Annotated in this window: 20 protein-coding genes; all 20 read left to right on the forward strand. The window is 40.0% G+C overall.

The window, feature by feature from the left end:
- Positions 1-7 precede the first annotated feature (7 nt).
- The 20 genes from G7058_RS00205 (at position 8) to G7058_RS00300 (ending at position 13347) form a co-directional block, all read left to right on the forward strand.
- Positions 8-181, forward strand: a complete 174-nt coding sequence (locus G7058_RS00205) for a hypothetical protein (protein WP_166061623.1) — start codon at positions 8-10, stop codon at positions 179-181.
- 30 nt (positions 182-211) lie between these two features.
- Positions 212-553 carry a phage head-tail connector protein gene (locus G7058_RS00210; RefSeq protein ID WP_166061663.1) on the forward strand — a complete coding sequence of 114 codons (342 nt, stop codon included), beginning with the start codon at positions 212-214 and terminating at the stop codon, positions 551-553.
- On the forward strand, positions 550-855 hold the full coding sequence (locus tag G7058_RS00215; RefSeq protein WP_166061664.1) for a hypothetical protein: 306 nt from the start codon (positions 550-552) through the stop codon (positions 853-855). The genes G7058_RS00210 and G7058_RS00215 overlap by 4 nt, the downstream gene beginning before the upstream one ends.
- On the forward strand, positions 856-1206 hold the full coding sequence (locus G7058_RS00220) for an HK97-gp10 family putative phage morphogenesis protein (protein ID WP_166061665.1): 351 nt from the start codon (positions 856-858) through the stop codon (positions 1204-1206).
- The gene (locus G7058_RS00225) at positions 1203-1583 is read left to right on the forward strand and encodes a hypothetical protein (protein WP_166061666.1); all 381 of its coding nucleotides are present in this window, start codon (positions 1203-1205) and stop codon (positions 1581-1583) included. The genes G7058_RS00220 and G7058_RS00225 overlap by 4 nt, the downstream gene beginning before the upstream one ends.
- 3 nt (positions 1584-1586) lie before the next feature.
- Positions 1587-2102, forward strand: a complete 516-nt coding sequence (locus G7058_RS00230) for a phage major tail protein, TP901-1 family (protein WP_166061667.1) — start codon at positions 1587-1589, stop codon at positions 2100-2102.
- 60 nt (positions 2103-2162) lie between these two features.
- The gene (locus G7058_RS00235; protein WP_166061668.1) at positions 2163-2525 is read left to right on the forward strand and encodes a tail assembly chaperone; all 363 of its coding nucleotides are present in this window, start codon (positions 2163-2165) and stop codon (positions 2523-2525) included.
- 83 nt (positions 2526-2608) lie between these two features.
- A complete protein-coding gene (locus G7058_RS00240; protein ID WP_166061669.1) occupies positions 2609-2884 on the forward strand; it encodes a hypothetical protein in 276 nt (91 codons plus the stop codon).
- A gap of 2 nt (positions 2885-2886) precedes the next feature.
- A complete protein-coding gene (locus G7058_RS00245; protein WP_166061670.1) occupies positions 2887-5298 on the forward strand; it encodes a phage tail protein in 2412 nt (803 codons plus the stop codon).
- Complete coding sequence (locus tag G7058_RS00250) at positions 5295-6035, forward strand: hypothetical protein (protein ID WP_166061671.1); 741 nt, start codon at positions 5295-5297, stop codon at positions 6033-6035. The genes G7058_RS00245 and G7058_RS00250 overlap by 4 nt, the downstream gene beginning before the upstream one ends.
- Entirely contained in the window at positions 6036-7568 is a 1533-nt protein-coding gene (locus tag G7058_RS00255) for a phage tail spike protein (RefSeq protein WP_166061672.1), read from the forward strand. It begins immediately after the preceding gene.
- On the forward strand, positions 7565-7816 hold the full coding sequence (locus G7058_RS00260; RefSeq protein WP_166061673.1) for a hypothetical protein: 252 nt from the start codon (positions 7565-7567) through the stop codon (positions 7814-7816). Before G7058_RS00255 ends, G7058_RS00260 begins: the two co-directional genes overlap by 4 nt.
- Entirely contained in the window at positions 7817-9757 is a 1941-nt protein-coding gene (locus tag G7058_RS00265) for an SGNH/GDSL hydrolase family protein (protein WP_166061674.1), read from the forward strand.
- On the forward strand, positions 9754-9987 hold the full coding sequence (locus G7058_RS00270; RefSeq protein ID WP_166061675.1) for a hypothetical protein: 234 nt from the start codon (positions 9754-9756) through the stop codon (positions 9985-9987). Before G7058_RS00265 ends, G7058_RS00270 begins: the two co-directional genes overlap by 4 nt.
- A 56-nt stretch (positions 9988-10043) precedes the next feature.
- Complete coding sequence (locus tag G7058_RS00275; protein ID WP_166061676.1) at positions 10044-11018, forward strand: acyltransferase family protein; 975 nt, start codon at positions 10044-10046, stop codon at positions 11016-11018.
- Positions 11019-11149: 131 nt separating this feature from the next.
- Positions 11150-11338, forward strand: a complete 189-nt coding sequence (locus G7058_RS00280; protein ID WP_166061677.1) for a hypothetical protein — start codon at positions 11150-11152, stop codon at positions 11336-11338.
- A gap of 64 nt (positions 11339-11402) precedes the next feature.
- Positions 11403-11768, forward strand: coding sequence for a hypothetical protein (locus G7058_RS00285; protein WP_227004454.1), 366 nt, complete (start codon positions 11403-11405; stop codon positions 11766-11768).
- A 1-nt stretch (position 11769) separates the two neighbouring features.
- Positions 11770-12057 (forward strand): hypothetical protein, encoded by a 288-nt coding sequence (locus G7058_RS00290; RefSeq protein WP_166061678.1) that lies wholly within the window; start codon positions 11770-11772, stop codon positions 12055-12057.
- Positions 12058-12261, forward strand: coding sequence for a phage holin (locus tag G7058_RS00295; RefSeq protein WP_166061679.1), 204 nt, complete (start codon positions 12058-12060; stop codon positions 12259-12261).
- Between the two features lie 69 nt (positions 12262-12330).
- Positions 12331-13347, forward strand: a complete 1017-nt coding sequence (locus G7058_RS00300; protein WP_166061680.1) for an N-acetylmuramoyl-L-alanine amidase — start codon at positions 12331-12333, stop codon at positions 13345-13347.
- Positions 13348-13743 lie beyond the last annotated feature (396 nt).

Here is a 13743-nt window from a genome sequence, read left to right on the forward strand (position 1 = left end):
ACTTTAGTTGGCTAAATACAAAGTAGTGAGCCTGTTTAAGAACAAAGAAACAAAAAAATGGCATGATGTTAACGAAGAAATCGAATTGACTGTAAAGCGTGCTGATGAAATCAACAAAGCAATGAAAGAGCGCAACGTTGATTTGACGGTTGAACGTATTGACAAAGAGGAAGGCAAATAGCCCTCCTCTTTTATTGAGGGGAGTGGTTAAATGGACGATACACAATTAAAGAAACTAAAGCGTAGGCTTGGCATTGAGCAAACCGACACCGAACAAGACGACTTACTTATGGACTTGTGGGAAGATGCCGAACAACATTTCAAGCTGTTGTCTGGTGCTAGTGTGATAGCTGACAAATACACGTTCATCATTCGCGATGTGACGGCTATTCGCTATAACCGTAAAGGTTCCGAGGGCATGAACAGCGAAAGCGTGGACGGTTATTCAGCAAGTTATGACACAGGTAAACATGATTTTGATGATTACTTATCAATCATTGACAAGGACTTCAATCTGGCAGAAGCAAGGCGCGGAAGGGTGCGTTTCTTATGAAAACACCACACCGCATAAAATTATACATAGACAAGGGCACACCAAAGTACAATCCAACCACTGGCGAATATGAGCAAGTGGAAGGCATGTATAAGGTTGTGCCTTGTTTTGTTAATGCTATCTCACAATCAAAAGTTTTTGAGGAGTACGGCGATCGAACGCAGAAAGTCATCGTGTGCCGGTTTAATCAAGAACAAGTTTCATTTGTCCAAGCGGAGTATCAAGGCGCGTTGTACGAACCAGTGGAAGCAATAGATGCACCGATTAAAGGTTCCGTCCGTTTGCGCAAGGTGGTGGAGTGAGTGGCTGGCTTAATCAAGTTTGAGGGTGCTGATGAGTTTGAAGGTCTTCTAAGCAAAGCATTTAAACAAGCGCCCGATGTAGCGAACAAAGTTGTCAAAAACACTACTGAAAAAGGTATGGCGAAAGCCAAACGTTTAGCACCACGCGACACATGGTTCTTACACGATAATATTTACACAGAATACAAGCCGTTGAGTGGTTACGTTCATTCGCCAGCTAGTTATTCTGGCTACCAAGAATATGGCACGCGGTACATGAGCGCACAACCGTTTATGCGACCGATGATGCAATGGCTGGCACCACAATTTGAGCGGGACATGAAAGACGCAATGGAGGGAACATTACGATGACACCAAGCAACGCTATTTTCAGAACACTGTACGGACTTGCAATGGCGCACGGTGATACATACGACTATGTTCCCGATGCGTCCGCCAAGTATCCGTTTATTTATGTTGGCGAAGCATTTAATACAGATACAAGCAATAGTGAGTTAATCGGAACGGTTAGCCAAACAATCCACTTATACGGCACGAGAACGCAACGTAACGCATTAGACAAAATGGCAATGCGAATACATGACGATGCAGTTAAAGTGCGCGAGGCGTTTAATTACAAGGTTAGAATGAGCGCCTATAACGACAGAGTGGTAAATGACAACTCAACCGCTACACCGCTACTACATTACGTTTTAGAATTGGAATTTCAATACACGAAAAGGGGTTAGAAAATGGCAGAACTATTAAGCGGTAAAGACGTTATTCTATTTTTTAGAAAACGTGCTGACCATGCGACAGAAGACGGAGCGAAACTTAAATTTCAATCCGAGCATTCTGTTTCAAAGAGTAAAAACAATGAAGCAACCGTAACGAAAGACGGAACAGTGAACTCGATTTCAGACGGAGAAAACACACTTGATTTGACATCATTTGCTTACACTGATGACACTGTAACAGTACCGATGTGGAAAGAGCTAGAAACGTGGTTTGACGATAACGAGCTGACAGAAATTTGGGAAGTGAACATTGCATCGCTTAAAGCTGATAAATATGATGCCACGTATTACCAAGGTTACTTTACATCGTTTGAGATGAGTTATCCCGGAGAAGGAAACGTAGAGTTGTCAATGAGCTATGCCGTCAATGGTAAGGGTGTGAAAGGCACGGACACGCTGACAGCAGAACAATTAGCATCTATCGAGTCCGCTGCATATGAATATCAAACAATCGCTGCAACTGGCGTTTAACACTTGGCGGTAGAGTAATTTCTACCGCTTTATTTTTTTATCAAAAAGGAGAAATGACGAATGGAATTAACAATCAACGGAAAAGAATACCGCTTGTATTTTGGTACGGACTTTGTAGACTACATCAACAAAGCAAATGGGATGGAATTAGAAGGCGTAAAAACAAATGTAGGCGGTATGTTAATGTTGAACGCTGGCTTATCCATGAAAGCACCGTCCACATTGGAGTTGGTTATCAAGGCAGCAACGAACACATTACCAAGCAAGCCATCGAACAAAGATTTAGATGACTATATTAATGACCTTTTAGATCAAGACGATGACACCGAATACGAAACATTATTTACAGAAATCGAAACTGAAATAAAAAAGCGTCCCGCCAACCGTCGCGAAATGGGAATTTCAAAAGCCAAAAAGGCGTAACAAGTGACATTGACTACACATCGGACGAAATAAGAGCCATCGCCATTGCACGCTTTGATTTAACGCCACTAGAAACGCTTAGAATGACACAATACGAGTTTCATATGTATTTACTTGCGTACCAGATTAAAGCGCAAGAAGCGGAGTTATTGAGCGCTAAACAGGCATGGTTTAACCAGTTGGCAAAGGCAACGAAACAAGTTGGCAAAGAGATTCGTTCGGCGTACAAGTCTTTTGATGATTTTTACGACAACTCAAAAGTATACAAAAACATATTTGAACCACAGGCGGAAAAAGAAAACGTCCGGAAATTAACCATTGCAGATATGAACAGACGAATAAACAGCAAAGGAGGTTAATGATGGCAGATTTTAATATTACGGCACTGATTGGTGCTGATGTGAAAAACTTCAAGGACGGAATGAGCGAAGCAAAAGGCGCCTTTGCTGATTTCAAAAAAGAAGCAAGTAATACAATGGCAGTAGTTGGCGATGCTTTGGCAAAAGGCGGTAAAGCAATGACAACGGGCATCACGTTACCAGTTGTAGGGGGTGTGGCGGCTGCGGTTAAGTCATTTGCGGACTTGGAGCAAATTCTCGGCGGTATTGAGAAGTTATTTGGCGATTCGGCGGATGCGGTTATCAAGAATTCTGAGAAAGCATATAGGCGCGCCGGTGTATCCGGTGTGGACTATATGGAGCAAGTAACCAGTTTCTCGGCAACGCTATTGGCAGGTTTGGAAGGCGATACAGTAAAAGCCGCTGAATACGCAGACAAAGCGATTGTGGACATGGCTGACAATGCGAATACGTTCGGCACAAACATTGGCGACATACAAAACGCGTATCAAGGATTTGCAAAAGATAACTATTCAATGCTGGACAACTTGAAACTTGGGTTTGGTGGTACAGCCGGAGAAATGGCACGACTCGTTAACGAATCAGGTATCATGGGTGAGTCATTTGAGGCAACAGCAGAAAACGTAAAAGAAATACCGTTCGACCAATTGATTGAAGCAATCCACGTAACGCAAACAGAAATGGGCATCACAGGAACAACGGCAAAGGAAGCAGCGGAAACGGTCAGCGGGTCATTTGACACGATGGTTGCAGCTGGTAAGAACTTAGTAGCTGGATTGGGTAATGCAAACGCAGACGTATGGGTTCTTTACGATGAACTATTACAAACAGTAGTGACATTCGTTGACAATGTAAAAGGCGTGCTAAAAACAATGTGGGACAACCTACCGATTGAAGACTGGAAGAAGTGGCTAGGCGTTATCGCGGTTTCCATTGGTCCGGTTATGTGGGCTATCGGCACACTTATAACCACTATTTTAAAAATTAGCGGTGCAATAAAATTTGTATTAGGCGGGCTATCAGCACTTAAAGGTGGTTTTATAGCTATGAAAGCCGGAACGACAGTTGCTAGTGGAGCAATGGCAAGCCTTGGCGCAACACTAGGAGCGATAACAGCGCCGATGTGGGTTGTAATAGGTGTGGTGGCCGCTTTGGTTGGCGCGTTCATCTATTTATGGAAAACGAACGAAGAATTCAGAAACAAAGTTATCGAAATATGGAACACTATATCCGCTTTCTTGGTGGACATCTTCGAAACAATCAAAACGTTCATCATGGACACGTGGAACAACTTATCCATATGGTGGGCAGAGAATCAAGATGGCATTAAAAACAAACTTTTAGAAGTATGGAATGCGATCGTTGAATTTATAATGCCAATTGTTCAGGCTATCGCTGATTTTCTTAAAGAAACATGGGACACAATTGCGACATGGTGGTCCGAAAATCAAGAGGGTATCTTGAACAATGTACGCGTCATATGGACTTCTATTCAATCTATTTTCAGTAGCGTTATTACGTTGATAACTGTAATTGTTAGGACGGGATTAGATTTCATTAGGTCGTTTTGGAACAAGTGGGGAGCAGACATTACGACAATCGTTAAAGGTGCATGGGAAGTAGTCAAATCTATTTTCAACACTACATTGCAAAATATTCTTGCGGTTGTTGTGAGTGTGATTACACAAGTTAGGAACGTTTTCCAATTTGCTATGGCTTTTGTACGAGGTATTGTTTACACCGTTTTGGCGCTAATGCGTGGGGATTGGGACGGCGCTATGAATGCAATTAAAATGATAGTGAATAGTTTCAAAACGTACGTAGGTCAAACCTTTGAAAATCTTATGAACTTGGCTAAAAACCTTGTTAAAAACGGTATTGCAGGCATTAAGAACCTATTCAATACGCTGAGGGATATCAATTTATGGGATGCTGGTAAAGCAATCATTGACGGATTTTTGAGAGGTTTGAAATCTGCATACGAAGGCGTTAAGAACTTCATTGGTGGCATTGGTAGTTGGATAAAGAACAACAAAGGACCGATTTCTTACGACAAGCGCCTATTAATAGGTGCAGGTAATGCAATCATGGACGGGTTAAATAAAGGTTTGCAGAACCAATTCAAAACTGTTCAAAATACTGTAAGCGGGATGGCGGGAGCGATACAAAGTTCGTTCGGAAGTCCAACACTTGATGTGAATGGGTCGGTGGCGAGAAGTAATGCGCAAGTGAATAGTGCTATCCACCACTCGGTCAATATGAGCGATGGGCGCATGGAGAACTTGCTACAACAGCTACTCATGAGAGAACAAGGAATTTATTTAGACGGGGACACGTTAGTTGGGGGAACATACAGCCGTTATGACCGCGTAGGCGGGAATCAAACGCAGTTAACAGAAAGGTGGGGTAGATGATGGACATAACAAACGGAGTAGATATGAGTATTGAAGTTAAAGAAGGTATCACGTTTAATAATTTCGATACGCGTGAGAATGATATGTATCTAATCGACCGTTCAGCACCTACTCCAGCTGAAAAAGAGATAATCGAAAATGTGCCGTTCGCTCACGGCGTTTATGATTTTTCAAACATTTTGGGTGAACGTATTTTTAGTAATCGAACAATTAGTTACACATTCCACATACACGAACACGATTACGACCGCAGAAAGCACGAACAAACAGTATTGGAAAACAAATTATTAGGCACACATATCACGAGGTTGGAAGATTCCTATGATGAAAATTACTATTACTTGGGTAAATGCGTTTCAGTCAATACAACGGACGATCACGTGTATAACAGATTAATTGTGGTAATCGACTTTGACTGTTATCCATTCAAAATAAGCAAGTTGCCAGAAGGTCACGACATTTGGGACGAGTTTAATTTTGAGTTAGACATAGCACAAATACCCGTTTTTGAAGTAAGTGGTAGTCGAGAGGTTACGTTATACAACGCAGGTGCTTCATCGGTTGTACCCACCATTAAAACAAGTAGTGAATTTACAATCGAGATTGATACGATAAGTGTTACCGTATCAGCCGGCGCACATAAGAGTGAGTTGATTCGTTTACGCAAAGGCGAGAATAGGATCATGCTCACAGGTAACGGTACGATTGAGTTCGACTTCTATAAGGAGTTGATTTAATTGTATCTGATTAAAATATACGATGACGCGAACGACGCGGAAGGCACAATCATCCACACTCCTTATGCGAATGGCGATAAGCTAACAAGCGGAAACATCAAGCTAGTCGGTGACGGGGTTGATAGCTTTGAATTTAGTATCAATCCCAGCAACCCGGCTTGGAATAACATACGTCCATTGATTACATTGCTGACCATTACAGATGTAAGAAGTGGCAAGTTACTTTTCGATGGAAGGATATTAAAGCCAACCCAAACAATGACAGCAAACGGTCAATTCAATATTAAATACACAGCCGAGAGTAAATTGGCTTACTTACATGATTCCACGCAACGACACGGCGAATACAATAACATGACTGTACGAGATTTCTTAATCGAGATTATCGCACAGCACAATCGACAAGTTGAACCACATAAACGTTTTGAAGTGGGCGAGGTAACAGTAACCACGAACACGGATAACATCTATCGTTTCCTAGGATATGAAAAGACATGGAACGCTATCCAAGACAAGCTAATTAGTAGGCTAGGTGGACACATACGGTTAAGAGAAGGGAAATACATTGACTACCTCGAAAGTGTCGGAGAGCTAAGAAATACGCCGATTAGGCTGCGTGTGAACTTAAAGGATATGCAGAAGGAAATCGACCCGACCGAGATTATCACGAGGTTAGTTCCTTTGGGCGCAAGGTTAGAAACAGAAGAAGGTAGTAGCGGGGTAAGTGAACCAAGATTGACGATTGAATCTGTCAACAATGGTAAAGACTACATTGACGATCAGTTGTTAATTAACGAGTTCGGCATTATCGAGGGCAACATGACTTGGGATGATGTGAACACTCCGTCCACGCTTTTATTAAGAGGCAACCAATTCTTTCAAGCGCAAAGGGCTGCGAGAGTTAGTTATGACATTTCAGCTCCGAATATGAATTTGATTGACGCAAGCTTTGAAGAGTTTGAAGTGGATGACTACTATCCAATAGACAATCCAGTATTTGCGATTAACGAACCAATACAAGTAATTGGAAAAGATATTGACATTAACAATCCACAAATGAGCAAGTTACAGATTGGCGACAAGTATCGAACGTTATCCGAGTATCAAGCGCAAGCAAACAAGCAGATGATGACGGTTGAGCGCTTAGAAGAACGTGTGGAGAGGCTAGGTACTCAAAACGCACGATTGAACCAGCAACTAACAACCGCTAGAGATGAATTAGATACGATACAACAGAGTTTACTTGACGTGAATCTAGATGACTTGCCACAAGAATTACAAACGATTAGCCAACAGATTTTAGCGTTGCAGACGACTTTAGACAACTTAGACATACCAGAATATGGCTTAGCCACTCAGACTGAAGATGGTTTAATGAGTGCGGTTGACAAAACAAAGCTAGACAACATAACGCAAGATGACTTTATCGCTCAGTCCGAAAGAGACAAATTGAGTTTAATATCAGTAGTTGAGCCAATTGATTTAGATGAATTGCTTGCACGAATTGAAGTATTAGAAGGCGGTGCAGAGTGAGAGATACAGAACGATTAATCGAAGTAGATAAAGTGGTCAAAGAGGACGTTTTATTGAACAGAGAAGAAATCACATCTTATACAGTCGATAAACGCAACCAGCGAATTACAATCGAATTACAGCTATCAGGCGATGATACTCGGTATGTTGAAACCGAAGTGCATCGCTTTTTTAGTGGTGAATTTGTAAACGAACCAACAGAGGTCGATTTATGGAAGTTGATAGATGAAAAAAGGAGTGATACTTAGATGAGTATTCAAGAACATTTGAATAAGATACGAAACGCGGTATATGGACATGAAGTTCGAGAGTCCATTGCCAAGGGAATTGAAACGGCTTATGACGATGCAAGCGAAAACGGCAATGCAAATATGGAAGTTACGTTTGCACGAGGAACACATCCGAATTTAAGAAGCAGGCTAGAAGAAGTAGACAATAAGCAACAGCAAAATACCGCACAGTTGCAACAAATAGAGATTGAGAAAGCATCTATAACTTATGTAGATGCTATTCTTATGGATATTTCTAAAGGTGGTCCAAAGGCTTTATTTAACTCACTAGCGACATTAACAGCGACATACCCAAATGGTGCGGACGGGACTTTTCTAGTGATGGATAGTTCTTTCCCTGATGGCGCTCATTCTTATATGTGGGACTCGTTAAATTTAGTTTGGAAAGATTTAGGACTTTATCAAGCGACAGGAATTGCAGATAAATCTGTCACAAGTAGCAAACTAGCAAATAAAGCAGTCATTGTTGGGAGTCACGTCAAGGATAGTTTTAAGAGTACAAACTTACATAATTTTGAAACGGACATGCAAGGCTATTCAATCGACATGGAGATAGGAAACATCATTCACGTTGGAGGGGAAATAGTCTTAACTGATGAGATAAATTTATCAGATGTGTCAACATTTTCAAGCATCGGTTTTCATAACTTTGTTTTTTTTGATAGCGACGGAGAATTACTATCAAACATTTATTTAGAACCGGTTGACCGTATTATTCCTAAAACACACTCAAAGCCACTTGGTGCTAATACCATGCGTATGGCTTATTTCCCATATGTTGATGCAACCCCTCATATCAATTCGGGGGATACTTTGTTACCATATGAACCATTTTATCATGGTATCAAATACATGAAGAATAACGCGGACATAAATATAGTACCGTCAACAAATTTATTTAATAAAAAAACAGAGTTAAAAGATACAGGGATTGAACTGACAGACCCAGCATCAATCGGCAATGAAATCGTATTCGTTGGCAGAAACGTTAGTCAACACATTCCAACCATTCCAGAAGAAACGATTACGGTAAAAAATGCAGTAAATACGGTTGAGTTTGACAGGCATGGTAAATTTGTCTTATTTAATTATCATAATGCAAGTGAACGCCGAGTAGGTGTACCGATAAAATTATCAAAACGCACATTTAGTGTACGAATTATCTATAATAATATTTACGCAAGCGTAGAATTACAAGTCAATCGGGGTGGTACGTTATTACCTTGGCAACCCTATGAACCGATTGATAAAACAGGACAGAGCGGTATTGCATCTAGTCCTTTATATAAAGGCACATTACTTAACTTTGGTGACAGCATCGCACAAGCGCATAATTTGACAGGCTATCACGGTTATATCGCTAAAAAATACAGAATGACCGTCCATAATTATGCTTTGGGAGGTGCAACAATTGCACCAGTGCCAACCGACCCAAGCAACCATATTGTACAAGCGCAAATAGAACTGGCGATTACAGAAGGTAGAAAACCTACACATATCCTTTTCAACGGAAATACAAACGACTGGAAAGCATACGGTGTTATCACGGAAGGATATACCGATGAGTTAGACTTGACCACCTATGCCGGTTCGTTTGAAAACTGTGTTAGACTGATGAAAACGAATTTCCCGGAAGCGAAAATCGTGTATGTGTCGGCAAATAAAATGCGTACGCGGGGCGTAGCTGAAAAGGCGGAATATACGCGCATTTCCTACGAAATATGCGACAAGTACAGTATCGACTATGTTGATATTTTTAATAAATCGCAATTTAATACCTATTACGACCACTTCGTTGGGAAGTATACCATTTCGCTAACGGACGCGACACATCCGAATGATTTGGCGTATGAAAAATACTATGTGCCACATATCGAAAGCAAGTTAAACAGCATTTGAACCAAACAATGACGCAAGAAGCAATTATTGAAGCGTCCTTGGATCCATGGGCTTTAGACGGGAAAACATTGTATCGTGCAGCGCCTTTGTGGACAGATACTGGTGTGATGGTAATTTATGGGTCTTTAAGTCAAGGTGGAGATAACACATTGAAAGCACAAAGTGGTAAAGATTTTAATTCACTCAAGCCAATTACTGCAAAGGCTTTAGATTATTATAACGCTTGGTAAATAGACGTTTAATATATTTATATAGAATGCTATAATTCTAAGGGTGGAGGTGTAATATGGGGAAAATAAAAAGAAATTCCAATATCGAACTTTTTAGAATTATAGCAATGTTTTTTATAACGCAAGCACATTTTTTGTTTAACGCAACTGAAGCTGCACCTTTCATCACACAGAACTTTTCAAATGTTCTGAGTTTGGGTGGAGCTTTTGGTGTTAATGCATTCATCTTGATAACATGTTATTTCATGGTGGAAAAACCATTCATGATCAAGCGAATAACTGGAGTGATAAAACCGGTGTTGTTTTATTCGATGTTATTAGCATTGCCATGGCTTTTCATCACACGTGACCTGGATAAAGTGATTGGATGGTTTGTAAGACTGCCCGGGCAATACTGGTTTGTGACAGCTTATATCATTTTAATCGTCTTAATACCAATAATGGATTGGTTCTTGAAAAGAATGACCAAAAGACAAGTTTTGGTAGTAAAATGGTTAACCTTTTTTGCTACAACCTTGTTACCAGGATTAATAGGTATTGACTTAGGTCCGCTAAGAATGTCAGTATTTATCTATCTTTATATTTTTTCTTACTACTTAAAAAAATATGATGTGAAGCATTACAATATAAAAGTACTCGTGTGGGTTATAATAATCAGTATTGTTGTCTACTTGGCAGTTTATTCCTATTCAGTTGCTAATATGCTGGATGTTTCAATTTTTACTTTTGTGCCGCAGAAGCATCTTCAAAATAATATTTTTCAAGTATTTATTGTTTGTAACTTGTTTAAAATCGTAATAAAAACAAAATCATTTTATAACGAAAATATAAATCTAATTTCTAAAAGTGTTTTTGCAGCATATCTAATCCAACAGCATGGCAGCGTGGTAGCTTTGAGACAGAGTATATTAATGAATATTTATATCGATAATTTTTTGCTCAGCGTTATTACTCATGCTATCACAGCCTTAATATTACTGATGATATTCATTGCAGTAGATCAATTGATTAAAAAATTCATCAACATTTGAACCAAACTGCGAAGTAGCGATTGATAAAGTTTTAAGAAACTGTGCGGTAAGTGAAAATTAAATAAAAATATTTTCTGCCTCCAGCTATTTTTATATCTGTTAAGATATTAAGTGAAAAGGAGGTTTAAAATATGGTGAAAGATTATAGCCAGAATGAAACATGTAAAGAATGTGGTAAAGAGTTTACCTACAATCATCATGGTGATATTTACCCTGGTGGCAAGGAAAGAGAATACATCTATTGTCCTTACTGTCATGCAACAAATGGTTCAAAAATGACCAGCGGGTTTGTTAATAGCTATAAAATAGAAGAAGAGTAAAGGTAAACGAAGAAGGATAGCCAATCGGCTGTCCTTTTTATTTTGAAAAGGAGCGTGAGAAAATGTGAAACTAAAATTATTAATCGCATTAAAGTTGGATAGTCTAGTCATAGCAATGACATCCATTTTGTTTGGTGCACAGCTTATTTTATACCCACACATACTACAGACGTACAAAATATATACACTGATTCGTGAGTTGTTTGACAATACCGCAATCGGTTTGGCGTTTATCATTTTGGGATTGCTTAAAATTATAGGGATAATTATCAACAATCGCGCGATCAAATATGTATCAATCAGAGGACTGCTGTTTCTATGGCTGGTCTTTTTTATTGCGTTTTTAATATCGCCACCACCTAACACAGTGTGGGTATACAGTTTGGCAATGGTTATGTTAGCAACAGGTTCGGCATATAAGGAGGGATAGGATGGACTTAAACAACGGAAGTCAGCCGATTTGGGTGGTTGTTATTGGTTTATTCCTGACCTATTCCTTGCCTAAAATCGTTGAGTTAATTGTCAAAAGGTTTGGCGAACCAAAAATAAATATTGACACCGCAAATATACAAAATACGTTAATGCTCTACGACAAATTGTCGGAAAAACACCAAACATTGGAAAAGAAATATGAAGCATTAGAGGAACGTTACGAAAGACTAAAAGATGAATTTGACGATTTGGAAAAAGAGAACGAACGTTTGAAAGGTGGAATATAAATGCAACTTGATAATAAAACGTATGACATCATGAAATGGATTGTGCAAACATTCTTGCCGGCGCTTATTGCGCTTGTTGGGGGTATTGGTGCAGCAACTAACTTTGAATACACAGAAATCACAATGACAATACTTGCAGCGGTTACAACGTTTCTTGGTGCGTTGTTAGGTGTGTCTAACCATAATTACAAGAAAGGGGAATAGCTATGACAGGGGAAGAACTAAAAGACGCGCAAGGTGGCGTACTAGCTGACGGAAAAGGAGAGGATTAATATGAGTAGAAGTCCATATATAGATAGCGTTGTTTTAACACCTAAACATTCCGGTAAACGTACAGAAAAAGTACAAGCGTTCGTTATCCACCACATGACAGCAAAATGGACTGGTAAGCGTTGCGCGGAATATTTTAGAGATACTCCAAGTCGTCAAGCAAGCGCGAACTACTGTATCGGTTATGATGGTGACGTAGCTTTGAACGTAGAAGAAGAAAACAGAGCGTGGACAAGTTCAAGCAATTGGGCAGACCAACGTGCGATTACTTATGAATTAGCCAACTCCACAATAGGTGGGCAATGGGATGTATCGGACAAGACACTACGCAAAGCGATCATCATGTTAGCAGAACAGCATAAACGCTATGGATTGAAAAAGGCAACCTATACAGGCGATACATCGGGAACGCTTTGGCGACACGATTGGTTCTTTAACACAAATTGTCCGGGACCTTATTTAGGTAGTAAGTTGCCTTACATGGCGGACGAGATTAATAAGATATTAAGCCAAAATGAACCAGTTGTCGCCGGTGCAAAGGTTGAGAAACCAAAGACCGACAAGCAACTAGCGGATGAAGTCATTAAAGGTATTCATGGCACTGGTGCAGAACGAAAAGCGAAACTAGGTAATCGTTATGACGCCGTTCAGAAATTGGTTGATGAGATGTTTAAGCCGAAGCCGGTAGCGAAACCGAAGCCAGCACCTAAACCAACACCTAAGCCAACCGTGGCTAAAAGTTGGAAAGAACATGGTTTCTTCTACACAGACCCTCGCCCGGATAATCTTATCTATGTGCGCGATCAACCGAGCCTAAAAGGGAAAATCATTGCGGAGTATTATATTTACGGTGTAAACGAAAGCGAGCCGATTGAGTATCATACAGTCCATGTTAATGATGGTTATGTTTGGTTGCAGTATGACCGTATGCGTGACGGTGTCGTTATCGGACAGGGATATATTCCGTGTCGTGAGTATAAAAACGGTAAAGCACAAACGCTTTGGGGAACAATTAAATAAAACAACAAACCCACCTTCTTAATTGAGGGTGGGTTATTTTTTTATAATTAAACAACGCATTATATAGAAGAAAGACGCTTAACCCAAAATAAAAACCCGCCCAAAAAAAGGCAGGCGGAAGACAGAAAAAAGACAGAATTATATTTTTAGAAAGATTGTCAAATCAACGCATATGGCTTACAAAGTGCATTCTGATGCAATCTCTGGTAACTATTTTTATTAAGTTTAACACTTAAAAAGTCCTCCTGAGACGTCCTTACAAAACCCATCGAGAAATCGGTGGGTTTTGTTGTACATAAATAAATTAAACTTTCAAAAAGTTCATTCAGTGGCATTTTGCACTTCGAATGAACTTTTTTGTATTTTCTGAGCTAGGGAGCAGGGAGACGTAAAGTG

Origin of the sequence: Jeotgalibaca porci, from assembly GCF_011299095.1 — a bacterium.
Lineage (GTDB): Bacteria > Bacillota > Bacilli > Lactobacillales > Aerococcaceae > Jeotgalibaca > Jeotgalibaca porci.

What these genes read in the sequence shown, in the direction of transcription:
- G7058_RS00210 (WP_166061663.1), top strand. Translation starts at nt 212, where the DNA reads ATGGACGATACACAATTAAAGAAACTAAAGCGTAGGCTTGGCATTGAG.
- G7058_RS00280 (WP_166061677.1), top strand. Translation starts at nt 11,150, where the DNA reads ATGGTGAAAGATTATAGCCAGAATGAAACATGTAAAGAATGTGGTAAA.
- G7058_RS00265 (WP_166061674.1), top strand. Translation starts at nt 7,817, where the DNA reads ATGAGTATTCAAGAACATTTGAATAAGATACGAAACGCGGTATATGGA.
- G7058_RS00230 (WP_166061667.1), top strand. Translation starts at nt 1,587, where the DNA reads ATGGCAGAACTATTAAGCGGTAAAGACGTTATTCTATTTTTTAGAAAA.
- G7058_RS00235 (WP_166061668.1), top strand. Translation starts at nt 2,163, where the DNA reads ATGGAATTAACAATCAACGGAAAAGAATACCGCTTGTATTTTGGTACG.
- G7058_RS00275 (WP_166061676.1), top strand. Translation starts at nt 10,044, where the DNA reads ATGGGGAAAATAAAAAGAAATTCCAATATCGAACTTTTTAGAATTATA.
- G7058_RS00215 (WP_166061664.1), top strand. Translation starts at nt 550, where the DNA reads ATGAAAACACCACACCGCATAAAATTATACATAGACAAGGGCACACCA.
- G7058_RS00245 (WP_166061670.1), top strand. Translation starts at nt 2,887, where the DNA reads ATGGCAGATTTTAATATTACGGCACTGATTGGTGCTGATGTGAAAAAC.
- G7058_RS00290 (WP_166061678.1), top strand. Translation starts at nt 11,770, where the DNA reads ATGGACTTAAACAACGGAAGTCAGCCGATTTGGGTGGTTGTTATTGGT.
- G7058_RS00250 (WP_166061671.1), top strand. Translation starts at nt 5,295, where the DNA reads ATGATGGACATAACAAACGGAGTAGATATGAGTATTGAAGTTAAAGAA.
- G7058_RS00225 (WP_166061666.1), top strand. Translation starts at nt 1,203, where the DNA reads ATGACACCAAGCAACGCTATTTTCAGAACACTGTACGGACTTGCAATG.
- G7058_RS00240 (WP_166061669.1), top strand. Translation starts at nt 2,609, where the DNA reads ATGACACAATACGAGTTTCATATGTATTTACTTGCGTACCAGATTAAA.
- G7058_RS00295 (WP_166061679.1), top strand. Translation starts at nt 12,058, where the DNA reads ATGCAACTTGATAATAAAACGTATGACATCATGAAATGGATTGTGCAA.
- G7058_RS00300 (WP_166061680.1), top strand. Translation starts at nt 12,331, where the DNA reads ATGAGTAGAAGTCCATATATAGATAGCGTTGTTTTAACACCTAAACAT.